General features: G+C 66.4%; 20 protein-coding genes and 1 tRNA gene. 9 read left to right on the top strand and 12 right to left on the bottom strand.

Annotated elements, in window-relative coordinates; all coding sequences use genetic code 11:
- The first annotated feature begins 8 nt into the window (after positions 1-8).
- The 3 genes from ACS8Y6_RS01335 (at position 9) to ACS8Y6_RS01325 (ending at position 3365) form a co-directional block, all read left to right on the top strand.
- Positions 9-1538: a BCCT family transporter gene (locus ACS8Y6_RS01335; protein ID WP_440854842.1), complete on the top strand. Its 1530-nt coding sequence runs from the start codon at positions 9-11 to the stop codon at positions 1536-1538.
- A gap of 322 nt (positions 1539-1860) precedes the next feature.
- Complete coding sequence (locus ACS8Y6_RS01330) at positions 1861-2763, top strand: ketopantoate reductase family protein (RefSeq protein WP_440851356.1); 903 nt, start codon at positions 1861-1863, stop codon at positions 2761-2763.
- Between the two features lie 209 nt (positions 2764-2972).
- Positions 2973-3365 carry a DUF4186 domain-containing protein gene (locus ACS8Y6_RS01325; protein ID WP_440851355.1) on the top strand — a complete coding sequence of 131 codons (393 nt, stop codon included), beginning with the start codon at positions 2973-2975 and terminating at the stop codon, positions 3363-3365.
- A gap of 191 nt (positions 3366-3556) precedes the next feature.
- Here the strand turns inward: ACS8Y6_RS01325 and ACS8Y6_RS01320 are convergent, their stop codons facing one another.
- The 6 genes from ACS8Y6_RS01320 to ACS8Y6_RS01295 all read right to left on the bottom strand — a co-directional run bounded on the left by ACS8Y6_RS01320 (position 3557) and on the right by ACS8Y6_RS01295 (position 10171).
- A complete protein-coding gene (locus tag ACS8Y6_RS01320) occupies positions 3557-4345 on the bottom strand; it encodes a carbon-nitrogen hydrolase family protein (protein ID WP_440854841.1) in 789 nt (262 codons plus the stop codon).
- 316 nt (positions 4346-4661) lie between these two features.
- The gene (locus tag ACS8Y6_RS01315; protein ID WP_440851353.1) at positions 4662-5258 is read right to left on the bottom strand and encodes a cupin domain-containing protein; all 597 of its coding nucleotides are present in this window, start codon (positions 5256-5258) and stop codon (positions 4662-4664) included.
- A gap of 819 nt (positions 5259-6077) precedes the next feature.
- A tRNA-Arg gene (locus tag ACS8Y6_RS01310) sits at positions 6078-6154 on the bottom strand.
- Between the two features lie 116 nt (positions 6155-6270).
- A complete protein-coding gene (locus ACS8Y6_RS01305; RefSeq protein ID WP_440854840.1) occupies positions 6271-8283 on the bottom strand; it encodes a UvrD-helicase domain-containing protein in 2013 nt (670 codons plus the stop codon).
- 90 nt (positions 8284-8373) lie between these two features.
- Complete coding sequence (locus tag ACS8Y6_RS01300) at positions 8374-9879, bottom strand: YifB family Mg chelatase-like AAA ATPase (protein ID WP_440848575.1); 1506 nt, start codon at positions 9877-9879, stop codon at positions 8374-8376.
- A gap of 49 nt (positions 9880-9928) precedes the next feature.
- Positions 9929-10171 carry an accessory factor UbiK family protein gene (locus tag ACS8Y6_RS01295; RefSeq protein WP_440848576.1) on the bottom strand — a complete coding sequence of 81 codons (243 nt, stop codon included), beginning with the start codon at positions 10169-10171 and terminating at the stop codon, positions 9929-9931.
- Positions 10172-10400: 229 nt separating this feature from the next.
- Between ACS8Y6_RS01295 and glnK the strand changes: the two genes are divergently transcribed.
- The 4 genes from glnK (at position 10401) to ACS8Y6_RS01275 (ending at position 14293) form a co-directional block, all read left to right on the top strand.
- A complete protein-coding gene (gene glnK / locus ACS8Y6_RS01290) occupies positions 10401-10739 on the top strand; it encodes a P-II family nitrogen regulator (RefSeq protein WP_440848577.1) in 339 nt (112 codons plus the stop codon).
- 422 nt (positions 10740-11161) lie between these two features.
- Entirely contained in the window at positions 11162-12469 is a 1308-nt protein-coding gene (locus ACS8Y6_RS01285) for an ammonium transporter (protein ID WP_440848578.1), read from the top strand.
- 127 nt (positions 12470-12596) lie between these two features.
- A complete protein-coding gene (locus ACS8Y6_RS01280) occupies positions 12597-13922 on the top strand; it encodes an ammonium transporter (protein ID WP_440848693.1) in 1326 nt (441 codons plus the stop codon).
- Positions 13923-13954: 32 nt separating this feature from the next.
- On the top strand, positions 13955-14293 hold the full coding sequence (locus tag ACS8Y6_RS01275; protein WP_440848579.1) for a P-II family nitrogen regulator: 339 nt from the start codon (positions 13955-13957) through the stop codon (positions 14291-14293).
- 156 nt (positions 14294-14449) lie between these two features.
- On the opposite strand, the gene ACS8Y6_RS01270 is transcribed toward ACS8Y6_RS01275, so the two are convergent.
- The 4 genes from ACS8Y6_RS01270 to ppk1 form a co-directional block, all read right to left on the bottom strand.
- Positions 14450-15466: a hydrolase gene (locus ACS8Y6_RS01270; protein ID WP_440848580.1), complete on the bottom strand. Its 1017-nt coding sequence runs from the start codon at positions 15464-15466 to the stop codon at positions 14450-14452.
- A 119-nt stretch (positions 15467-15585) separates the two neighbouring features.
- Entirely contained in the window at positions 15586-16296 is a 711-nt protein-coding gene (gene mtgA, locus ACS8Y6_RS01265; protein WP_440848581.1) for a monofunctional biosynthetic peptidoglycan transglycosylase, read from the bottom strand.
- Positions 16293-17318 carry a lipid-binding SYLF domain-containing protein gene (locus tag ACS8Y6_RS01260; protein ID WP_440848582.1) on the bottom strand — a complete coding sequence of 342 codons (1026 nt, stop codon included), beginning with the start codon at positions 17316-17318 and terminating at the stop codon, positions 16293-16295. Before ACS8Y6_RS01260 ends, mtgA begins: the two co-directional genes overlap by 4 nt.
- 134 nt (positions 17319-17452) lie before the next feature.
- On the bottom strand, positions 17453-19552 hold the full coding sequence (gene ppk1 / locus ACS8Y6_RS01255; RefSeq protein WP_440848583.1) for a polyphosphate kinase 1: 2100 nt from the start codon (positions 19550-19552) through the stop codon (positions 17453-17455).
- A gap of 85 nt (positions 19553-19637) precedes the next feature.
- On the opposite strand from ppk1, the gene ACS8Y6_RS01250 reads away from it, so the two are divergent.
- Together ACS8Y6_RS01250 and ACS8Y6_RS01245 are read left to right on the top strand one after the other, a co-directional pair.
- Positions 19638-20474: a PhzF family phenazine biosynthesis protein gene (locus tag ACS8Y6_RS01250; protein ID WP_440854839.1), complete on the top strand. Its 837-nt coding sequence runs from the start codon at positions 19638-19640 to the stop codon at positions 20472-20474.
- A complete protein-coding gene (locus ACS8Y6_RS01245; protein WP_440848585.1) occupies positions 20471-20848 on the top strand; it encodes a DUF423 domain-containing protein in 378 nt (125 codons plus the stop codon). Before ACS8Y6_RS01250 ends, ACS8Y6_RS01245 begins: the two co-directional genes overlap by 4 nt.
- A gap of 102 nt (positions 20849-20950) precedes the next feature.
- On the opposite strand, the gene ACS8Y6_RS01240 is transcribed toward ACS8Y6_RS01245, so the two are convergent.
- Positions 20951-21352 carry a (R)-mandelonitrile lyase gene (locus ACS8Y6_RS01240; protein ID WP_440854838.1) on the bottom strand — a complete coding sequence of 134 codons (402 nt, stop codon included), beginning with the start codon at positions 21350-21352 and terminating at the stop codon, positions 20951-20953.
- Positions 21353-21548: 196 nt separating this feature from the next.
- On the bottom strand, positions 21549-23444 hold the full coding sequence (locus tag ACS8Y6_RS01235) for a methyl-accepting chemotaxis protein (RefSeq protein WP_440854837.1): 1896 nt from the start codon (positions 23442-23444) through the stop codon (positions 21549-21551).
- Positions 23445-23933 lie beyond the last annotated feature (489 nt).

The raw sequence follows: 23933 nt of genomic DNA, 5'->3' as shown, positions 1-23933 counted from the left end.
TATTCTCCATGACCCATGACCGCCCCGGCGGCCGTATGGACCGGCTCACGCTGAGTCTGTCGGTTGGCTTCGTCGCTGTGTTTCTCGTTGCTTCGCTATTCGATCTTTCCGGCGTATCGGCCGCGATCAGCGCCGGCTTCACCTGGACCGCAAAGACGCTCGGCGCCTACTTCGAATGGCTGCTTCTGGCGACTTTCTTCATCGCGCTGGGCATCGCCGCCAGCCCCGCCGGGCGTGCGCGCATCGGCCGTGTGGAAGAACCCGAGTTCACCACCTTCCAGTGGCTGTCCATCATCATGTGCACACTGCTGGCGGGCGGTGGCGTGTTCTTCGCCGCCGGCGAGCCGGTTTATCACTTTCTCAACACGCCACCCGCGTTCGACACCGACGCCGGCACCGCCGCGGCCGTGCCGACTGCGCTGGCGCAGGCGTTCATGCACTGGGGCTTTCTGGCCTGGGCCATCCTCGGCGCACTCACCGCGGTGGTCCTGGCCCGTGCTCACTACGACCAGGGCCAGCCGCTGCGCCCGCGGGCCCTGCTGTCGGGCGTGTTCGGCCCGCGGGTAATCGCCGGCCCGCTGGGCAGCGTGGTGGACGCGGTCTGCGTGATCTCGGTCGTGGCCGGCACGGTCGGCCCGATCGGCTTTCTGGCCACCCAGGTCGGCTATGGCCTGCATGTGCTGATCGGCACGCCATCCGGCCTCGCGACGCAGCTGACGATCGTGGCCGTGCTGGGTCTGGTGTATGTCACCTCGGCCGTAACCGGGCTGGCGCGCGGCATCCAGTGGTTGAGCCGCTTCAACGTCATTCTCGCGCTGATCATCGCCGCGGTGATCATCGTGTTCGGCGCTACCAGCTTTCTGATCAACGCCTGGACGGAGGCGATGGGCACCTACATCAGCGCCTTTTTCACCATGGCGACCCAGACACCGCTGACCGCGCCCGCCGGCTGGCTGAAGTGGTGGACCATCTTCTTCGCCTGGTTCATCGGCTACGGCCCGCTTATGGCGATTTTCGTGGCGCGTATCTCGCGCGGGCGGACGCTGCGCCAGATGATCGTGTCGGTCGCCGTGCTCGCGCCGATCGCCACCACGATCTGGTTCACCCTGCTCGGCGGCTCGGGCATCCACGGACAAATGACCGGTGCGTTCGATCTCACCCAGCCGCTGTCAGCGTTCAAGTTCGATGTGGCAACGCTCACCGTGGCGCAGTCGGTGCCCGGCGGGCTCGTGATGGCGCTGGCGATTCTGTTGCTCACCTCGATCTTCGTCGCTACCACCGGCGATTCGATGAGCTACGCAATCGCCGTAGTGCATACCGGGGACGAGAACCCGCCGGCCGGTCTGCGGGCGTTCTGGGGCATTCTCATGGCGGCGATGGCGGCCGTGCTGCTGGCCATGGGCCATGGCCAGATCAGTGCGCTGCAGCAGTTCATCGTGATCACCGCCATCCCGGTCTCGCTGGTATTGCTGCCTTCGCTGTGGACCGGCCCGCGGGCCGCGATGGCGATGGCGCGTGACCAGGGCGTGCTGGCATAGCCCGCCCTGCACCCGGCCACGGCCCCGGCGATCTATGGCGTTCGGCGCCCTGCGATCGCCGGCGGTTCCGTGCGGGCGGGCACCCCGCATCCCCTGGCGGGCCGGCCTCGTGGCGCGGGCGGGCTTGCCGGGCACGACGCCATTGCCCGCGCACCGGAAGCGGCACGGACTTAATCCTGCCTGTTGTTTGCGCTCATTCGCGTGCATTGGCGGACACAATGCCCCAGCTGTTTCGACCCACGGCCCATGCTGGGGGCCGGCAAGCCGCTGCGGCCAGGCCGGGTATCATCCCCGGCAACGCAAGCAACATCCGACTCGCCCCGTGACCGATCCCACCGCGACATTGCTGCCCGACGAATACGCCCGATGGCACGTGGTGGGCGCGGGCCGTATCGGCACGTTGGCGGCGTTTTATCTCCAATCCGCCGGGGCGAAGGTCACGGTCGTTCGGCCGGGCGAGGCGCACCGGCGCCGGGTGCGGCTGGCCTTCGCCGACGCCACGACCCGGGATATTGCACTCGACGTGCGGCCGCCCGCCGACTGCGGCCCCGTTTCGCGTCTGCTGATCGCGTCGAAGACGCCCTATGCCGCTGCCGCGCTGGCACGCGTGAACCTTGTCGAGAACGCCGAGGTCATCCGCCTGCAGAACGGGATCGGCAGCCTGGACGGCCGGCTCGCGCCCGGGCAACGCTTGATCGAGGGCGTCACCGCCAGCGCGGTCATGGCCGCCGACGAGGCCACGCTGCGCGTGGTTGCCGAAAATACGACGACGTTTGGCGGCGGCAACCGGCCGCCCTGGTTCGGCCCACTCGCCGCACACTGGCCGCGGCTGTACTGGGCCGACGACATCCGGCCCGTGCAATGGCGAAAACTGGTGGTCAACGCCGCGCTCAATCCGCTCACCGCGATTCATGACGTACCCAACGGCGCCTTGCTCGAACGCACCGATCTGCAGGCCGATATGCGGGCGCTGATCGACGAGGCCGACGCCCTGCTGGCCCGGCTGGACCCGCGCTGGCCGGGCGACTCCCATGCCGCCGTCGCGGCCGTGGTCCGCGCCACCGCCGCCAACACCTCGTCGATGCGAGCGGATGTCCAGGCGGGCGCAAGCACCGAAATCGATGCCATCAATGGCTGGCTGCTGCATCAGGCGGCGGCACTGGATATGGACCTGCCGACACATCGGCGTATCGTGGGGCGCGTGCGCGCACTCGAACCAGGCTAGCGCCCTGCAACGCTGGTTCACGGCATGGGTTTCGAGCGGGTTTTCGTACCCGGCAACGTGCGTCATACCGGCGGGCGGCCTACCCCTGCCCCGCGGCATGACGCAATCCGCGAACGGCCGTCGTGGCGCGCGTTACGCCCGGAGCCCATGCCAATAGGCTTCCTGGCGCCCAGGCTTTGAATACAGCAAAACACCCGGAACAACGCCCCATGCGCTCTCTGGACTCGCTTTTCGCCGCCCTGGCCCGATCGCGCTTTCGGTCGCGTTTCGAACTGGGGCCGCGCGAGCAGGCCGATCTCGACCGGCACGGCCTCGATGTCATCCGCGCCCATGCCGCCCGCTTCGTCGACGAACGGCTGGCGCCGGCCGAGCCGGCCAACGACGGCAAACAGACGCCCATGCGCAACCACCCGGTCTTCGTCGCCCAGCATGCGACCGCCACATGCTGCCGGCATTGTCTGGCGAAATGGCACGGGATTGCGCCGCATCGGCTCCTGAGCGACGCCGAGCGGCGCTACATCTGCGACGTGATCATGGCCTGGCTGGCCCGCCGGCACGATCCCGCGCGGGCCCAGGCGCCGCGCCAGGCCGAGCTATTCTAGGGCCTGGGATCGGCCCTGTTAATCCGGCATCAACACAGCTGAATTCATCAGCTGTTTTCAACGTCTGCAAAAATAAAAGCCGGCGCCTTTCCGTCTTTTATTTTCAAAGTCTTAGCGGCCGATGGCCGCGGCGAGCATGCGGCCGCATACGCGCGCTATCAACCCGAAAAATCATCTGTTTTTGTGCCGGGTCAATAGCCCACCGGCGGCACCGGACGGCGCAGGGCAAGGTAATCCGGGCGCGTCTCGGTTTCCACTTCCAACGATACATTGGCCAGCACGACCCGGCCTGTATGTGGCGGGCAGGCCGCACGCACCCGGCCCGCGGTATCCGCATGACAGCTTTCGCCGGTAAACAGAAACGTCTCGCCCCGGCCAACCTGATTGACGTAGACATGCGGGCGCCGATTTTCCAGCGCCCGGGCCTGCACGCACAGCCGGTGATCGGGGCCGAAGGGCCGCATGTTGGCGGACACGCTCACCAACAGCTCGGCACCGCCGACCGCAAGCGCCCGGCCGATCTCGGGGAACTCGATATCGAAACAAATCATCAGGCCGACGCGCGCGCCGGCCAGGTCGACGATTTGCAGCGCATTGCCCGGCGTGAAGGCTTCGGCCTCGTCGCCGAACAACTGAATCTTGCGATAACAACCGGCGATCCGCCCGTCGCGATCGATCGCCAGCGCACTATTGGCAATGCCGCCATCCGCGCATCGCTCGGCCAGGCCCATTACGATCGCCGTGGCGTGTCGTTTCGCGGCCGCGCGCAACCGCCCGACCCGCGTCCCCTCCAGCGTTTCGGCCAATGCCTCGGCCTGCATGGTGGTATAGCCGCAGAGAAACAACTCCGGCCACACCATCAAGTCCGCTTGCTCGTACTCGGCCAGCACGGCTTCGACGGTCGCCAGGTTGGTATCGGGCTCACCGACCACCGGGCGCAACTGGGCCAGGGCGACATCAAGACGGGGCGTACCTTGCATCAGCGACACATCCATGTTCGGGGCGCGCATGCCCGCAGCGATTCACGAGGATCGCCCGGGGCCGCGCAGCCGGAATAACCTGTCCGACAATACGCGCATCTCTGTGCTCTGTGCATCCCGAATCGGCCGCAACGCGGCCGCGGAACACCAGACAACGATCCGCACCGCAGCCCGCGTCATCACCGAGTGACAACACCCGACGGCGGGAACACGGCCGACGCGCCATCCGGCGCTACAGGGCTTGACTGACACGGCTCGGGGCCGCCATGCGGCATTGCTCGACTTGCCTGGCCGATTGCGGGCGCCAACACCGCGCCTAGAACGTCGGCGGAGTCGCCGCACTGACGACCACGCACGGCTCGGCAAACGGATTGCGCATCCGATGGGGGCGCCGGCTGTCGAAGTAATAGGCGTCCCCGGGCTCGAGCACGGTGATCTGGTCGTCGACCGTCAGTTCGAGCCGGCCCATGACCACCACACCGCCCTCTTCAGAACTGCGCCTTTCATCGTAGCCGTGACCGTAAAGCGATTCGCCAGTATCCGCCCCGGGGGCATAGCGTTCGTGCAGTATCATCATGGCGAAGCCGGCAAGATTTCGCCCCACCTGGCGATAGGACAGCCGCTGACCGTCCGCCAGCTCGACCAGCTCATCGGCACGATAGATCACCGGCGCACAAGCCGGCAGCGGGTCGGAAAAGAATGCGCTCAACGTCGTTTCGAGCGCATCGAGCACGGACTTGAGCAAGCTGATCGACGGACTGTGCCGCCCCCGTTCGATGAGCGATATGGATACATGGCTGATGCCGCTGCGACGCGCCACCTCCCGGATCGACAAACCGCGACTCCGGCGAAGCTGTTTCAGTCGTTCGCCGGCAGCCAGCTGGGCCGCAATATCCGCCAATACCTGCTCCAATCATTTCCCCCAGCCGCAGAAGATATCGCCGCATGTTGCATAAATGAACCCCGTGCAACGTTGCATGACGCAAAAGAACTGCATTGCACAGCGCCGGGCAATACCACGTGTATCTTTTGGCGGACACAGGGCTTTCGTGATCGCCGTGCGCTTGCGCCTATCGGGGCGATGGGCCTCGGCCCTCACCCGGCATGGCTTGCAGCCGATAACACATGCCCGCCGCAATGCCACGGTCGCAAAAACGTTGCAATGTGTGCGTGCAGCGGATGACCGAGCGAGCACAGCCGACGCGCGCGGACGGCGGCCAGGCCGGCCAGCGTTGGTGTCGGCGCCAGGCGCCCCCGTTCGGCCTCGCGCTGCGAGGCCGTCGAACCTGGCTTGTTGTCTGTCGCAGGTTCGAATGGGCTTCGTTTAAGCATAAAAAAAACCCGCACATCTGGCGGGTTTTCTATGCCTGGTGCGCCCGGCAGGATGACTCGACGCTGGCGCGTCTCGCCCTTCGGGCCCGTGTCGCTACGCGACCCGGTTCGAGCGCGCTCGCGCGCACTCGTCGAACCTGGCTTGTTATCTGTCGCAGGTTCGAATGGGCTTCGTTTAAGCATAAAAAAACCCGCACATCTGGCGGGTTTTCTATGTCTGGTGCGCCCGGCAGGATGACTCGACGCTGCCGCGTCTCGCCCTTCGGGCCCGTGTCGCTACGCGACCCGGTTCGAGCGCGCTCGCGCGCACTCGTCGAACCTGGCTTGTTATCTGTCGCAGGTTCGAATGGGCTTCGTTTAAGCATAAAAAAACCCGCACATCTGGCGGGTTCTCTATGTCTGGTGCGCCCGGCAGGATTCGAACCTGCGACCTTCGGCTTCGGAGGCCGACACTCTATCCAGCTGAGCTACGGGCGCTTGCGAGTTGGGGAGGATACGCGGTACGCCGGCCATCGTCCATCGCCGCGCGACACGAATTCATGGCCGGCGGGTTTATTCCGGGGCGTCGCGGCTGCGGTAGCGGGCCCCGTGCGTCAACTGTCGGCCGACGCGCCGAGCATCGCCCGCAGGGCCGCGACCTGGTCACGGCCCTGCTCGGCGTTGGTCGCCTTGCTGCGCGTGCCGGTCGCGCTCGGCCATTCGAGTTCGTCGGCCGGTAGCTCGTCGCAGAACCGGCTGGGCACGCTGTCGGTTTCCTCGCCGCCGCGCCGGCGCTTGCGGGCGTAGGTCAGTGCCAGGGTCTTGCGCGCCCGGGTGATGCCGACATAGAGCAGGCGGCGTTCTTCCTCGATCTTGTCGTCCTCGAGGCAGGCGTGATGCGGCAGCATGCCTTCTTCCAGGCCCGCGAGGAACACATGATCGAATTCCAGGCCCTTGGCGGCGTGCAACGTGAGCAGATGTACCTGGTTTTCGACGTCCTTTTCCGACTGGTTGGCGAAATCCATCAGCGACAGGCGCCGGACCACGTCCTCGAGCGTCGCCGGCTTGCCGTCATCGGGATCGCTCATGCGGGCCAGCCAGCCAATGAATTCATCCAGATTCTCGATACGCTTGCGCGCCGCCTTGGTATTGGCGGAGGTGTCGCGCAGCCAGTTGCGATAATCGATGTCGATGATGAGCTGGCTGACCAGCTCTTTCGGCGTCATACCCTCGCTGTCCTGGGTCAGGTTGCGCAGCCAATCGACGAAATCGGCCAGGCGGCGGCCGGAGCGTTCACCCACGCCGCCGGCCAGGCCGATACCCCGGGCGGCATCGAACAGGCTGATATGGCGCGAGCCGGCATAGCGGCCCAGCGCTTCCAGCGTGGCCGGGCCGATCTCGCGGCGCGGCAGGTTGACGATGCGCAGGAAGGCGGCGTCGTCGTCCGGATTGACCATCAGTTTGAGATAGGTGACCAGGTCACGGATCTCGCTGCGCTCGAAGAAAGAGCGCCCACCGGAGACGCGATACGGGATATCGCGCTCACGCAGGGCTTTTTCGAAGGCGCGCGACTGGAAGTTGCCGCGGTACAGCACGGCGTAGTCGCCGTAGGCGGTGCCCATACGCAGCTTGTGCGAGGAAATCTCGCTGGCCACGCGCTCGGCCTCGCCGGCTTCGTCGGCGGCGGCCAGCACGCGCACGCGATCGCCCGGCCCCATCGCGCTCCATAACGTCTTTTCATAGGCGCGCTGGTTCGAGGCGCCGATCAGGCGGTTGGCCGCCGACAGCACGTTGCCCACCGAACGGTAATTCTGTTCGAGCTTGATCACCTTCAGATGCGGGAAATCGCGCGACAGATCGGCGATATTGCCGGGGCGCGCACCGCGCCAGGCATAGATCGACTGGTCGTCGTCGCCGACCACGGTGAAGGCCGCGCGCGCCCCGGCCAGCAGCCGCATCATTTCGTACTGGGCGGCGTTGGTGTCCTGGTACTCGTCGACCAGCAGATAGCGGAACCGGTTCTGCCAGCGCTCGCGCGCTTCGTGATCGGTCGCCAGCAGATGCACGGGCAACGCCAGCAGGTCGTCGAAATCGACAGCGTTATAGGCTTTCAGCCGACGCTGGTATTCGCTGTAGGCGCGAGCCAGCGGCACGTCGCTGCCCGAGGCCTGGGCCTGGGCGGTTTCGGGGTCGACCAGCGCGGATTTCCAATTGCTGATGGCGGCCTTGGTCGCCTTGCGCTGGTCGCCGTCGCGGCCGACCAGATCGGCCAGCACCTTGTCGGCATCCTCGGAATCGAAGATGGAAAAGCGCGGCTTGTAGCCCAGCGCGGCATGCTCTTCGCGGATCATCTGCAGGCCGAGGCTGTGGAAGGTGCTCACGGTGAGCCCGCGGGCATCGTCGGCCGAGATGAGCTTGGCGGCGCGCTGTTTCATCTCGCGCGCGGCCTTGTTGGTGAAGGTCACCGCGACCACGCGCCGGGCGTCGTAGCCGCGCGCGATCAGATGCGCGATCTTGCGCGTAATGACACCCGTCTTGCCCGAACCGGCGCCGGCCAGAACGAGCAGCGGACCGTCGAGATACCGCATCGCGGCATCCTGTTGGGGGTTGAGCTTGGGTAGCGCCATGATCGCGCGATTCTACCAGTCGATACCGCGCCGGCGTGTGCCACGTGGCATTCATCCGGCGCCGGTCCGGCCCGGATGGGCCGGCCGGCGTCAATCCCGATCCAGCTGGCGATAGCCGATCGCTTCGGCGATATCGGGGGCCTGTATCTGCTCATGACCCGCCAGATCGGCGATCGTGCGCGCCACGCGCAGAATCCGATGATAGCCCCGGGCCGACAAGCCCAGCCGGTCGATGGCCTGGTCGATCAAGCGGGCGGCCTCGGCGCTTGGCGCGCAGTGCGCATCGACCTGGCGCGGGGTCAGGGCGGCGTTGGGTGCACCACTGCGTGCCTGCGCGCGCTGTCTTGCACCATGAACGCGCGCCTGCACCATCGCGGAGCACTCGACCTCCGGCGCTTCGGCCGTCAGCACTTTTTTGGTGATCGGCGCCACATTAAGATGCATGTCGATGCGATCGAGCAGCGGGCCGGAAATTCGGGCGCGATAGCGCTCGATCCGCTCGGGCGTGCAGTGACAACGGCCCGATGCGTCGCCCTGATAGCCGCAGGGGCAGGGATTCATCGCGGCGACCAGCTGGAACGCGGCGGGAAACTCCGATTGCCGCGCCGCGCGGGAGATCACGATATGGCCGGATTCCAGCGGCTCGCGCAGGACTTCCAGCACCCGCCGATCGAACTCGGGCAACTCGTCGAGAAACAACACGCCGCGGTGGGCGAGCGTGATCTCGCCCGGGCGCGGCGTGGAACCGCCGCCGACCAGGGCCACGCCCGAAGCGGTGTGATGCGGCGCGCGGAACGGGCGCCGCCCCCATAGCGCGGGGTCGAACCCCCCGCCCGATATCGAGGCGATCGCAGCCACTTCCAGCGCCTGCTCGCGCTCCAGCGGCGGCAGCAACCCCACCAGGCGCGAGGCCAGCATGGTCTTGCCCGCGCCCGGCGGGCCGATCATCAACAGGGAATGGCCGCCGGCCGCGGCGATTTCCAGCGCGCGCTTGGCCTGGGCCTGGCCACGCACGTCGGCCAGGTCGGGCACAGCCTGCTGTTCGCCATCCCCCGGCTCGGCCACCGGCCTCGCCCAAAGCGTCTCGCCGCCAGCCAGGGTGGTGGCGACATCGGCCAGATGCGTGGCGGTACGGGCGGCGTCATCGCCGGCCAGTGCCGCCTCGCCGCCATTGTCCGCCGGCAGGACCAGCCGGCGCTGCACCCCGGCGGCCGCCAGCGTGGCCGGCAGAGCACCACGTACGCCGCGCAAGGCCCCCGAGAGCGACAGTTCACCCAGAAACTCGTGCCCGTTCAACGCGTCGGACGGAATCTGGCCGGACGCCGCGAGAATGCCCAGCGCGATCGCCAGATCGAAACGCCCGCCCTCTTTGGGTAGATCGGCCGGCGCCAGATTGACCGTGATTCGCCGCGTGGGAAACTGGTAGCCACTGTTGCTGATCGCGGCACGCACGCGATCCTTGCTCTCCTTTACCTCGGTTTCCGGCAGACCGACGATGGCCAGCGCCGGCAGGCCCCCGGCCAGATCCACCTCGACCGCCACCGGCGGCGCGTGCAGGCCGGTCTGGGCCCGGCTGTGGACAGTCGCCAGCGCCATGGGTCAGATCGCCCGGCGCCGCCCGTGATTCCAGCGCGCGCGGCGCGCCCTAACTGTCGCCGTCATGCGATTCCAGTTGCGCCACGCGTTGTTCCAGCTCCCCCAGACGCTTGCGGGCCTGCACGAGCATTTCGCGCGTGGCCTCGAACTCCTCGCGCGCAACCAGATCCAGCTCGGCGAGCTGGCTCTGCAGCACGGCCCGGAAATTGGCCTTCAATTCCTCGCGCAGCGGTGCGACCTGGGGCGGTAACGCATTGGCCAGACGGGCGGCCATATCTTCGATCGAACGCATATCCGATTCCGTGGAGATGAATACGCGCAAGGATGCATCGGTGCGCGCACGGGCGCAAAGCACTCGCCGGATTTCAGGCCGGGATTCGGGCGCGATGACGCTCCGGCGCGCCTGCGCGGTGAAGCTTGGCACGGTGAGTGCTAGACATATCCGGCAATCGTCCGGGGCCCGGGTCATACGTCGATAAAAGCCTGCCGGATTGTGTGTTCATGCGCGACAGGAGCCAGTTATGAAATTGATCACCGCCATCATCAAACCATTCAAGCTCGACGAGGTCCGTGAAGCGCTGTCCGAAGTGGGCGTACAGGGCATCACGGTCACCGAGGTCAAGGGCTTCGGCCGTCAGAAGGGGCATACGGAGCTGTACCGCGGCGCCGAGTACGTCGTCGATTTCCTGCCCAAGGTAAAGATCGAGGTGGCAATCGAGGAGCCGAATCTGGATGCCGCCGTCGAGGCGATCTCCAGGGCGGCCCACACCGGCAAGATCGGCGACGGCAAGATCTTCGTCTCCGCACTGGAACAGGCGATCCGTATCCGTACCGGCGAAACCGGCCAGGATGCGCTCTAGACAAGCGAACGCAGCGGCTGACACCGGCCGGGGAATGCCAGGGGCAGGCGGCGATCTTCAAGCCCGCGTGCCTTCGAAGCGCTCCCACCGACGCGGGTCGGGGCATGCGCCGCCTGCACGACACCGATCGCGAACCGGCAATGCGACCGGCCGAGACCGGGCGCCATGGGCGGGCCACCGGAGTCACCGTGCATTCGGGATTATTCGACTCATCCGGGGAGGGCTTCCGTTTACGGGGGCTTTTCATACATCACACCGCGCGAACGGGCACGGCCCGTCACGGCATCTGGCACAAACCGTGCTTGAACCCAAACCGTGCAACGGCCATCGCCAGGCCGATGGCCACAGGGGGCACGATCGGACGACCAACCGTTTTGCCTCGTCGTTCACCGCCCATGCGCAGACGTCAAAAAGGTAGCCTCATGTCAACACGTCTCTTATTGAAATCCACCGGTTTCGGTCTCGCCGCGCTCGCGCTGCCGGGCGCGGCCATGGCTCAGGCGAGCACGCCCACCCTCAACGCGGGCGACACCGCCTGGATGCTCACGGCCACGGCGCTGGTGCTGTTCATGACCATTCCGGGGCTGGCGCTGTTCTATGGCGGCATGGTGCGCGCCAAGAATTCGCTGTCCGTGCTCATGCAGTGCTTCGCCATCTGCTGCCTGGTCACCCTGATCTGGGCATTGTGGGGTTACAGCATCGCCTTCGGCGGCAGCGGCACGATCTGGGGCGGTCTGTCCAAGGCCTTCATGTCGGGCGTCGGCGTGAGCAGTCTCTCCGGCACGATTCCCGAGACGGTGTTCTCCACCTTTCAGTTGACCTTCGCCATCATCACGCCGGCCCTGATCGTCGGCGCCTTCGTCGAGCGCATGAAATTCTCGGCGATGCTGTGGTTCATCGGCCTGTGGGTGACCCTGGTCTATACCCCGATCGCCCACTGGGTCTGGGGCGGCGGCTTTCTGGGCGGTCTCGGCGTGCAGGACTTCGCCGGCGGCACCGTGGTGCACATCAACGCCGGCGTAGCCGGCCTGGTCGCGGCCCTGATGCTGGGCAAGCGCAGCGGCTACCCCAAGACCATGATGCGCCCGCATAACCTGGGTTACACGCTGATGGGCGCCTCCATGCTGTGGGTCGGCTGGTTCGGCTTCAACGCCGGCAGTGAGCTGGCCGCTGACGGCACCGCCGGCATGGCGATGTTCGTGACCCAACTGGCGACCGCGGTCGCGGCGCTCACCTGGATGTTCCTGGAGTGGGGCAGCCACGGCAAGCCGAGCGTTCTGGGCATTTGCTCGGGCGCGGTCGCCGGCCTGGTGGCGATCACCCCGGCCTCGGGCTTCGTCGGCCCGATGGGCTCGATCGCGGTCGGTGTGGGTGGCGGCTTCTTCGCCTTCTACGCCGTGACCCTGCTCAAGGGCAAGCTCGGCTACGACGATTCGCTCGACGCCTTCGGCGTACACGGCGTGGCCGGCATGGTCGGCGCCCTGCTCACCGGTATCTTCTCGGCCAAGAGCCTGGGCGGCGCCGGCCTGTCGGCCAACGCCGGCGGCAGCATCCTAACCCAGTTCGGCATCCAGGCGGCCGGCGTGTCGGTGACCATCATCTACTGCGCCATCATGACCGCGATCATCCTGACGGTGATCAAGGCGGTCATCGGCCTGCGGGTGGACGCCGAGTCCGAAGAAGCGGGTCTGGATCTGTCGCTGCACGACGAACGGGCCTACGACCTGTAGCGTGCACCGCCGCCGTCGATCCGGGGCGCCTTCGGGCGCCCTTTTTTCGTGCCGACGATTGGAGGACGGCGGCCGGGCACGGCTATACTCCGGTGCACCGCCTGCAATCGCACCGAAGATGAGCGCCATTTCGATACGTCGCCGTGCCTCGGCCCTTTTATTGTGCGCCGGGCTGATCGCCAGCCCTGCCGTCTGGGCGGCGCCTGCGTCCGCCACGTTCGACAAGGCCGACACCGCCTGGATGATGATGGCCACGGCGCTGGTGCTGTTCATGACGCTGCCCGGGCTGGCGCTGTTCTATGGTGGGCTGGTGCGGGTGCGCAACGTGCTGTCCGTGCTCATGCAGTGCTTCGCGATCTGTGCCCTGGCGTCCCTGCTCTGGTTCTTTGTCGGCTATAGCCTGGCGTTTTCGGGCCATGGCCTGTTCATCGGCAACCTGGACCGGATCGGCCTGGCCGGCATCACACCGAACGACGTGACCGGCACGATTCCGAGCCTGCTGTTCGTGCTCTATCAGATGACGTTCGCGGTGATCACCCCGGCGCTCATCATCGGCGGTTTCGCGGAACGGCTGCGGTTTTCGGCGCTGCTCTGGTTTTCGGGTCTGTGGTTGCTGCTGGTCTATGTCCCGGTGGTGCACTGGATCTGGGGCGGGGGCTGGCTCGGCCGGCTCGGCATGCTCGATTTCGCCGGCGGTACCGTGGTGCATATCACGGCCGGCGTGGCCGCGCTCATGGCCGCGCTCGTACTCGGCCCGCGCAATGGTTTCCAGAAGCGCCCCATGGCGCCGCACAACCTCACCATGACCGTCTCCGGCGCCGGCATGCTGTGGGTCGGCTGGTTCGGCTTCAACGGCGGCAGCGCGCTTGCAGTGGATGGCCAGGCGGTCAGCGCCATGCTGGCCACTCACCTGGCGGCCGCCGCCGGCTGCATCGCGTGGATTTCCGCGGAATGGATTCGTTTCGGCAAGCCGAGCGTACTCGGCATCGTCACCGGCATGGTGGCCGGGCTCGGCACGATCACCCCGGCCGCCGGTTACGTCGGCCCGGCCGCGGCGATCCTGATCGGCCTGGCCGGCGGCATCGTCTGCTTCGCCGCCACGATGTTCGTCGAACGCGTGCTGCATATCGATGATTCGCTGGACGTGTTTCCGGTCCACGGCGTTGGCGGCATGCTCGGCACACTCGCGGCCGGCGTGTTCGCCGCGACCGGCCTCGGGCCGTTGTCCGGCTACGGGCTGGCCGACGGCATGCCGGGCATCGCCGCCCAGTTCGGCGTGCAGTTGCTCGGCGTGGTGACGGTATTGATTTACACCGCCGCACTGACCTGGGGGCTGCTCAAGCTGGTCGACAGAATGGTTGGCCTGCGTATCGGGCACGACGAGGAGGATATCGGCCTGGATATCATCGAACATGAAGAACGCGGCTATGATCTGCAGAGCAGCGGCATGTAGACTCGCTCACAAGACATTGAGGAGAACACGAGATGAAAATGGTCACCGCGGTCATCAAGCCGTTTCGCATGGACGACGTCCGTGAGGCGCTCGCCGAAGTCGGCGTTCACGGTACGACGATGAGCGAAGTGCGCGGCTTCGGCCGGCAGAAAGGCCATACCGAGTTGTATCGCGGCGCGGAATATGCGGTCGACTTCCTGCCCAAGGTCAAGCTCGAGGTCGCAGTCGACGAAGACCGGCTCGACGCGGTGGTCGATGCCATCATCGGTGCGGCCAAGACCGGCCAGATCGGCGACGGCAAGATCTTCGTGCACGATCTCGATCAGGTCGTGCGCATCCGTACCGGCGAAACCGACAGCGACGCGATTTAGGCCCGGTGCCGCCGCTTCACGCGGTCGCCTTGCGGCGCGGTGAGTTGACGGACTGCTGTGCCGGGCGCGCGGCCGGCATGGCGCGCCCCGGCGCATAACCGGCGACGGGCGTGGTCTCGAGCCGGATGAAGACAGGCTCGCCCCGCGCCGCCCCTGTCACCCGGTTTCGCCGACGGGGCTATCCTCGGCGACCGGCTCGAAGCCGGGCAAGCGGCCGCGAAAATAGCTCGGAATCCGTTCCTCGAGCCAGTAGACCGGCGCGCCGAGACGGCCACCCGAGACAAAGCCGACATGCCCGCCGTGTGCCGAGAGTTCGAGCCGGATCGCGTCGGACAGCTCGTCGGCCCGCGGTACGACGTCGGGCGTCATGAAAGGGTCGTCGCGCGCATGCAGCACCAGGGTCGGCGTGCGAATGCGTTTGAGAAACCCCCGGCTACTGGCACGCGCATAGTAATCCTGCGCGTCGGCGAAGCCGTTCAACGGCGCGGTGATGGCGTTATCGAAACTCGGAAAATCGCGCAGCTCGCGCAGATGCGGCAACGGCCGATCGATGATGCCGGCCCGTACCTTGGCTTCCACGATTTCGCGCATGCCGTTGATCAGATGCGCCTGATACAGTCGGGAGAACCCGTGCTGTACCGCGTGGGCACAGATTTCGAGATCGTAGGGCACCGATACCGCGACCGCGCACGACAACGGCGCATCGCCTCCCTGCTCGCCCAGATACTTCAGTAATACGTTGCCACCGAGGGAATACCCCGCCGCGCCCAACGGGGCACGCGGGTAGCGTTCGCGCAGCCGCGCCAGTACGGTGGTCAAATCCCCGGTTTCGCCCGAATGATAGGAACGCGACAACCGGTTGGGCTGCGCCGCGCCGCGAAAATGCATGAGCACACCCCGCGCGCCGTGCGCCGCTACCTGGCGCAGCAGGCCACGGGCATATTTGGATTCGATCGACCCATTCAGCCCGTGCAACACCACGACCAGCGGCGCATCCGCGGCCAGATCGGTCTCGGGCAGCCAGGACAGATCGATGAAGTCGCCGTCCTCCAGCTCGAGTCGTTCGGGCACCACCGTCACCGGCGGCCGGGCCCGAATCTGCGAGGCGAACAGCGTCTGCGCGTGGGGATTGCGCAGCCAGAACGCCGGTTTGAACTCACTCGTTGTCAGCATGAGCACTGGGCCGGTCGGTGCCGGCCGGTATTGAAACGAAAACGGGGCCCGCCGGTTACGGCGGCCCGCACCACGGTGTCATCGCGCAGTGCGACCCGACAATATGGTGCATTTTACACTTAATTGCGCTGCAGGGCCGAGTCCAGATAATGCGGCCCCAAATGCCGCATCTGACGCAGAATCCATGCCTTTCGCCGGGTCAGGTAGCGCCCGGGGTGGGCCGCATCGTACTTGTCCGGCGCCGGGAGCACGGCCGCCAACGCCGCGCATTCACCATGCGACAGCTTTGCTGCCGGGATGTGAAACAGTTGTTGGGCGGCCGCCTGCACGCCGAAGGCCGTATCGCTGAACTGGGCGATGTTCAGATAGACGGCCAGCACGCGACGCTTGGACCAGAGCAGATCCATCCAGACGGTGATATAGGCTTCGATGGCCTTGCGGATATAGCTCTTGGCCGGCCACAGGAACAGATTCTTGGCCGTCTGCTGGGTGATCGTGCTGGCGCCGCGCACCACACCGCCGTTGGCGTTGTGCTTGAGGGCACGCGCAATCGACGACCAGACGAACCCGTGATTCGTGGGAAAGGTCTGGTCCTCGCCGGCCACCGCGGCCAGCGGCATGCAGGCCGCGATCCGATCGAGACCGACCCACTGGTGCCTGATCGTCCGGCCGGGGTGGCGGTCGTGAAGCCCGGCCGCCTTGCGCGTCATGAAGGCACTCGCAGGCGGATGGATCACCCGGAACACCAGCAGCACCGCCGCCGGCGCCAGCGCGACGACGACGACGATGATCGCGATATCGCGAAACGGGCGTTTAAGCAGAAACCTCAATAGCCCTGGCTGCCCGCACCGCCAGTCTGCTGGCCGTTGTTGTTGGCCGCACTACCGTTATTGCCGGAGCCACCGTAGGTGCCGCTGCTGTAATCCGATGTGCCGTCGGCATTGTTACCGCCGCTGCCATTCTGCTGCACGGTGACGCCGCTGTTCGAGCCGCCATTGTACGGTTGGGTCTGGCCGTAGCCCTGCGTGCCCTGATTCGACTGGGCGCCGGCCGCATGGTTGCTTGCCGCGCCATTATCGCCGGTATCGCCGCCGCCCTGGTTGTTGCTGTTGTTGGCGCCGCCGACATGGGCGTCGTAGTGAAAGTGGTCGTTCGACGGCGGCATGTACTGGTTGAGCGTATAAACGAAGCGCCGACCGGACTTCGGAAGATTGCCGCTATCGCGCGTGAGCAGCGTGCGGGCGGAGATGCCGCTCTGGTTGTAGTACAACCAGTTCCAGTCCTTCTTGATGCCGATGTGTGCGCCGCTGAGCGATACGCCGCCGAACAGGCCGCGCGAACGCGAGTAGGAATACACTTCGGCGTTGAAATCGCCGTTGGTGGCTGCGCCTACCTTGCGACCGACCGGGCCGGCGGCCACCGAAGCATCCGCGCCGAGGCTGAACTGGCCATCGGCGAGCCGGCTGATGCTGCGCTGCGTCTTGAACACCAGGATGATGTCGGTCGAGGACACGCCGGCCTGAAAACCGACCGAGCCGCCGGACAGGCTGATGAAGGTCGGATCGGACCACTTGCCGTCCGCGGTGCGCACCGAAAGCACGCCATCGCCGTGTTCACCGGCGCCGATGAAGCCGATCTTGAGCACACTCGGGATCACGGCGATGCCGTAGGCCTGACGCAGCAGCGCCGACGGGATCTTGTTCTCCGGGATGTTGACGAACTGCTGGAGCACGCTGGTCGCGTCGTCCATCTTCTGGGCCTGCTTGCTGCTGGCGATCGCCGCGCTGCTGGTCGTCAGACCACCGACGATAATGAGCATCAGGCTGGCCAGTACGGTCATCCATCGTTTCATGTGGGTCATTCCCTTGTAAGGCGCGAACCGCCGTGCGGTTCGCTGGATCGGGTGGCCGGTTGCGCCGTACCACAGTCTATTGCCTGGGACCACGGCCGACGACAAGGGTTCATGACCTGCCGGGCGATGGTCCGCTACCCCGGTCCCTCCATGAGACGCTTCTGCACGGACACCACGGGCTCGTCGGCCGCTGGCCGCACCGGTGTATAGCGTCCGTTCTCGCCCAGCTGCCAAGCACCGCTGTTATCGGCGAGGTAAAGCCCCAACTCGCGCACGACACGATCATATAACGGGCGCGAGGTCACGGGAAAGCAGATCTCGACCCGACGAAAGAAATTGCGATCCATCCAGTCGGCGCTGGACATGTACAACTCGGGATCGCCGTCGCCGGCGAAATGGAACACACGCGTGTGCTCCAGGAACCGCCCCACGATCGAGCGCACGCGGATGTTGTCCGACACCCCCTCGACGCCCGGACGCAGGCAGCAGATGCCGCGCACGATCAGATCGATCTGCACGCCGGCCACCGATGCCGCATACAGCGCCCGGATCACCGCCGGCTCGACCAGCGAATTCATCTTGGCCACGATCCAGGCGGGCCGGCCGGCCGCCGCGGCCTCGGCTTCGCGACCGATCTTGGCGACGATGGCATCGTGCATGCGGAAGGGCGCGTCGACGAGCCGCTCCAGCCCGCTGACCTTGCCCAGGCTGGTGAGCTGCAGAAAGATCTCGTGTACGTCGTTACCGAGCGCATGATCGCAGGACATCAGACCGTAGTCGGTGTACAACCGCGCGGTCTTGGGATGGTAGTTGCCGGTGCCCACGTGCACGTAGTTGTGCAGGCCATCGGGCTCCCGGCGCACGATCAGCGTCATCTTGGCGTGGGTCTTGTAACCGACCACGCCATACACGACATGCGCGCCGGCCGCCTGCAGCCGGTTGGCGAGCTCGATATTGTCGGCCTCGTCGAAGCGGGCCCTGAGCTCAACCACGACGGTGACTTCCTTGCCCGCCCGCGCGGCCTCGACCAGCGCATCCACCACCGCCGAGTCCGGCCCGGTGCGATACAGCGTCTGCTTGATCGCCAGCACCTTGGGGTCGGAGCCGGCCCGGCGCACGAAATCGATCACCGGCAGGAAGGAGTCGAACGGGTGGTGCAGCAGCACATCGCCCGCCCGGATCTCGGCGAACAGATCGCCCGACGGCGCGAGCGCGTTGGGCAGCCGCGGCGTGAAGGCGGGATACTTCAGGTCGGGCCGGTCGACCGTGCCCTGCAACGACAGCAGGCGATTGACGTTGACCGGGCCATTGACCTGATACAAATCCTCGCGCGTGAGCAGGAACCGTGCGAGCAGATAATCCGACAGTTCCTGCGGGCAATTGTGCGCCACTTCCAGGCGCACGCAGTCGCCGTAGCGCCGCCCCGGCAACTCGCCCTCCACCGCGCGCAGCAGATCGTCGACCTCTTCCTCATCCACATACAGATCGGAATTACGGGTCACGCGGAACTGGTAGCAGCCATCGGCGCGCATGCTGGGGAACAGATCGCCGACGTGCTCGTGGATGATCGACGACAGGAATACGAAATCGTGGGTCCCGCTGCCGGTAGCCTCCGGCGGCAGCGCGATGATGCGCGGCAGCGCGCGCGGCGCCTGGACCACGGCATGGCGGATCTTGCGGCCGAACGCATCGGTGCCGTCGAGCGCCACGATGAAATTCAGGGATTTGTTGAGAATCCGCGGAAACGGATGCGCCGGATCGAGCCCGATCGGACTGATCACGGGCAACAGCTCCTCCTCGAAATATTCCGCCAGCCAGGCGCGTTGGTCGGCATTCCACTCCGACCGTCGCAGGAATCGAATACCCTCGGCTTCCAGCGCCGGAATGATCTCGTCGTTGAGCGTGGCGTACTGCTTGTCCACCAGCGTATGGGCCCGTTCACTGATCGCGCGTAACACCTCGCTGGGCGTGCGGTTGTCGGCCTCGCTGGGCGTATCCAGCAGTTCCGCCTTCTGCTTGAGACCCGCCACCCGGACTTCGAAGAACTCGTCCAGATTGGTGGACGAGATACACAGAAACTTCAGCCGCTCCAGCAGCGGCACCGACTCATCCTGCGCCTGCGCCAGCACGCGGTCGTTGAATTCGAGCAACGACAGCTCCCGGTTGATGAACAACTCGGGGGCGGCGAACGCGTCCGGCGTGGGTACGGTGGACGCATCGGCGGGTTGGGTCATGCGAAACTCTCCTGGAACGGACACGGCAGCTGGAATCGATACAGTGGCCCGAGCCACCACACACGCCACATTACATGACACCTCTATGACAATCGGACGACAACCCCTGGCTTTTCATCAGGTGGATGCCTTCACTGATCGCGTATTCGCCGGCAACCCGGCGGCGGTCTACGTGCTCGACGCCTGGCCGGACGACGCAACACTCGCCGCACTGGCCGCCGAGCACAATCTATCGGAGACGGCTTTCGTGGTTCCCGGGGCGCACGCGCGCCACGAGCTGCGCTGGTTCACGCCCACGGTGGAAGTCGAGCTCTGCGGCCATGCCACGCTCGCCAGCGCCCACGTGCTGCTCAACGAACGGACCGGCCACGACGCGCCGCTGACGTTCGTCACCCGCTTCGCGGGCGAACTCGGCGTCGACGCCCGCGACGGCCGGCTGTGGCTGGATCTGCCGGCCCGCATCGCAACCCCGGTCGAGCGCGACATGGCCGACGTCGCGACCGCGCTCGGCGGCCGGCCGATCGAATGGCAGGCGGCCACCAACTACCTGGCGGTGTTCGAAACCGCCGCCGAAGTCGCGGCACTGGCCCCGGACATGCGCGCCCTGGCCCGGCATTCGGCCCGGACCCATCTCGGCTTCATCGCCACCGCCGCGGCCGACGATGGCGTGCACGATTTCGTTTCGCGCTTTTTCGCGCCGGGCCACGGCGTCGACGAAGATCCCGTCACCGGCTCGGCCCACTGCACGCTGGCGCCTTACTGGGCCCAACACCTGGGCCGGACGGAACTGGCGGCACGCCAGATCTCGGCTCGCGGCGGCGAATTGCTGTGTCGCGTCGACGGCGATCGCGTGCATGTCGGCGGCCAGGCGGTGACATTCTGTTCCGGTACCACATACCTGCCCGAGGACGGCCACTCATGATTCGGCTCACGCTTGTTTTCGCCGCGCTTTACGGCGGGCTCGCCGTCTGCCTCGGCGCGTTCGGCGCGCACGCCCTGTCTTCGCATCTGTCCGAGCGCATGCAGGCCGTCTGGCATACCGCCGAGCAATACCAGTTCTATCACGCCCTCGCCCTGCTGGCGCTCGCCCTGCTGATGCGCACCGGGCTGACGGGCGCCGCGATCACCATCGCGGCCTGGTGCTTCATCGCGGGCACGCTGATCTTCTCCGGCAGCCTCTATCTACTGGCCGGCTCCGGCGTGAAGATTCTGGGCGCGATCACGCCGATCGGCGGCGTACTGCTCATCGTCGGCTGGATCGCGTTACTGACCGGCGCATGGCGGATGACGCCATAACGCCCCAGCGACCGCTCGCCCGCCGCGCGGTCTCGCCCGGCGGCCCATGATCAGCCAGCCGGCACCGCCAAGCTACGGCGTGCAGGACGCGAACTGAAAAGATCACCCCTCGCCGCGGTACTGGGCGTCCGTGACCTTTTCCATCCAGTCAACCACCCGACCGTCCTCGGCCTCGGCGATCGCCACATGGGTCATGGCGACATCCGGCGCCGCGCCATGCCAGTGTTTTTCGTCCGGCTCGAACCAGATCACGTCCCCCGGATGGATCGTCTCGATCCGGCCGCCGTCGCGCTGGACCCGGCCCTGGCCCCCGGTGACCAGCAGCGTCTGGCCCAGCGGATGGGTATGCCAGGCGGTTCGCGCCCCGGGCTCGAAGGTCACGATCGCCCCGCTCACGCGAGCCGGCTCGCGGCCGGAAAACGGCGCGTCGATACGCACGCGGCCGGTGAAATAATCGGCAGGGCCGGCCGCCGACGGCTTTGAACCATTGCGCTGAATATCCATGATCGGTCTTCTCCGGGGAACTGGGCCCCCAGCCTGCAGCACGCGCGCCGCCAAGGCGAGCGGTTGCGCAATGGCGGCAGACGGCGCCCGGCCGACGCGCAACCGGCCAGGCCGCGCCGGATGCGCCCGCAACGCATGCCTGCAGCGCCTGGCGGCCACTTCGATCGCATCGTCACGGCCCCGGAGGGCCGCCCGGCTATGACGACACCGCGGCCTCGGATTCACCCCACCCCGAGACCTCGCCGCGCGCCGGCAGGGCACCGACGTCCAACCTCGCGTGCCCGGCGTCGGCTTCGCGCAGGCGGAAGGCTGCGACCGTATCCGCCAGCTCCCTGGCCTGCTGGTGCAGCGCCTCACTCGCGGCCGCCGACTGTTCCACCAGGGCGGCGTTCTGCTGCGTCATGCCCTCGAGCTGCGAAACCGACTGGCTCACCTGCCCGATGCCGGTTGCCTGCTCGGCGGCAGCGCTCGTGAGCTCGACGAGCATGGTGCTGACCTGCTCGATTCGTTGCACGATGCCCTGCATGGCGCTATCGGCGGCCTCCACCTCGACCACCCCGATGTCGGTCTGCTGGCTGGCGTCGGCGATCAGCGTCTTGATCTCGCTGGCGGCTTCCGTGCTGCGGTTCGCCAGACCACGCACTTCTTCGGCGACCACGGCGAATCCACGGCCATGTTCGCCGGCGCGGGCGGCCTCGACCGAGGCATTCAGGGCAAGCAGGTTGGTCTGGAAGGCGATCGTGTCGATCATCTCCAGAATGCCCTCGATCTTCTTGCTCGAATCCTGCATGCGCTGCATCGCGCCGTTGACCGCCTGCATGCGCTGCCCGCCCTGGCGTGCCGTTTCGGCGGCTTCGCTGGCGACCTCGCTGGCCTGGCGCGACGAGGCGGCGGAATGTTCCACCGTCCCCGTGAGCTGCTCGACCGCCGCGGCCGACTGTTCCAGCTGGGCGGCGGTTTCTTCGGTTCGCTGCGACAGATCCTGGCTGCCCTGGCTTATTTCATCCGAGGCCGTACGCACCGATTCGCTGGTGCCGCGGACATGCAGCAGGACATCGTTGATGCGTTCGACGAAGGCGTTGAATGCGCCGGCAATACCGGCGATCTCATCGCGGCCCCGCACCGGCAGGCGGCGCGACAGATCGCCCTCTCCGGAGGCGATGTCGTCGAGCGCGTCGCGGACACCCGCCAGCCGCCGGAAGCTCGGCTTTAGAGCCAGCCAGAGAATGGCGGCGGCCAGCACGGCCGTGATCAGCAGCGCGATCAGCATCGTCTGGCCCGCGCTGTGCAAGCCAGCCAGCGCCTCGCGCTGATTCATCGCGATCACCAGCGTCCAGTCCGTATTCGGGATGGCCTCTGCGAGCACCCGCTCCTTCACACCGTCGAGACTGACCCGGCGCACTTGCCCGCTGGACGCCGCCTGATGGAGCCACTGCGGGGTCAGTCTGGGATCGATCTTGGTCGCGGGCTTCAACGCGAGCGCAGTATCGGGGTGAGCGATCACGGTGCCGTGGCCATCGACCAGGAAGGCATAGCTATGCTGCGTCGGCTTGATCGCCTTGACGTTGGCGACCACCCGATCGAGCGGCATATCACCCGCCACCACCGCCGCCAGCTGCCCATCTTTCATTACCGGCGTGGCGAATGGCACGGCCAGTTTATGGGTGGCCGCATCCATGTACGGCTTGGTCGCCACGGTATGCCCGGCCTTGGCCGCCTGTTCGTACCAGATCCGCTGCGTGGGCTGAAAACCCGGCGGCGGGGTCCAGTTGCTGCCCGAGACGAACCGCTCGTCCGGATATCCCGCGTACACCATGGAGAACTGGCTGGCTTTTTCGATCAGAGCCATCGACGAGGCCGCGTCCGGCTGGAGCGCGCGCTGGCCGATCGATGACACCAGCCGCTTCTCGGTCGCACTCCATTGCGCAATCGCCATGACGTGGCCGGTGGCGATCGACTTGAGATTAGCGGCAATGCTCTGGTTGTTGTAGGCGTTCATCACGCGCCAGGTGGCCGCGCCGATCACGACCAGCGACAACACAATGATCGCGATGCAGATCGCCAGAATACGGGCGCGTAGAGAATGTCGCATCAGAACCTCGGTGAAAGCGTCGGACAGCGATCGGATTAACGGCGACTTGCGGCCGGTCTTTAGGGGCGATTGCCGTTTCGTACATGTGCCGCGTTGGAGACCGCAAATCCGTTGAGACAAGGCGCGCGCCGCCGGTCGTGACGTGCCAGCGACAGGCGCCGCTTGGCGTGGCGGGGCCCGCGGTCAAGGCGCGAACAGCGTGCCGGACGGGTTTCACGCGGCTGGGAACGTTTCGGGACAAACGCCGCCTCGATCCGAACGGCTAATATCCGATGCCCGTTCGCCGATCCGCCGTTCTCATCTCGATCCCCGATCGCAACGCGATGCGACCGTATCCGCCGCGGCATCGGCGGCCGGACCTATAACCCTCGGCGCGGCGCCGTTTATCCAAACGAACCGACACAGGAAAACGAACTCGCCCATGCCGCTCGCCGCTTGCGCGCGATCGAGATCAAGGGCACTTTCTGCCGCCCCCGAAACCCGAGACCT

The organism is Salinisphaera sp. RV14 (assembly GCF_052044135.1).
Classification (GTDB): Bacteria; Pseudomonadota; Gammaproteobacteria; order Nevskiales; family Salinisphaeraceae; genus Salinisphaera.
Note: the sequence above shows the minus strand (reverse complement) of the source record. Positions and strands in the feature narration are given on the sequence as shown.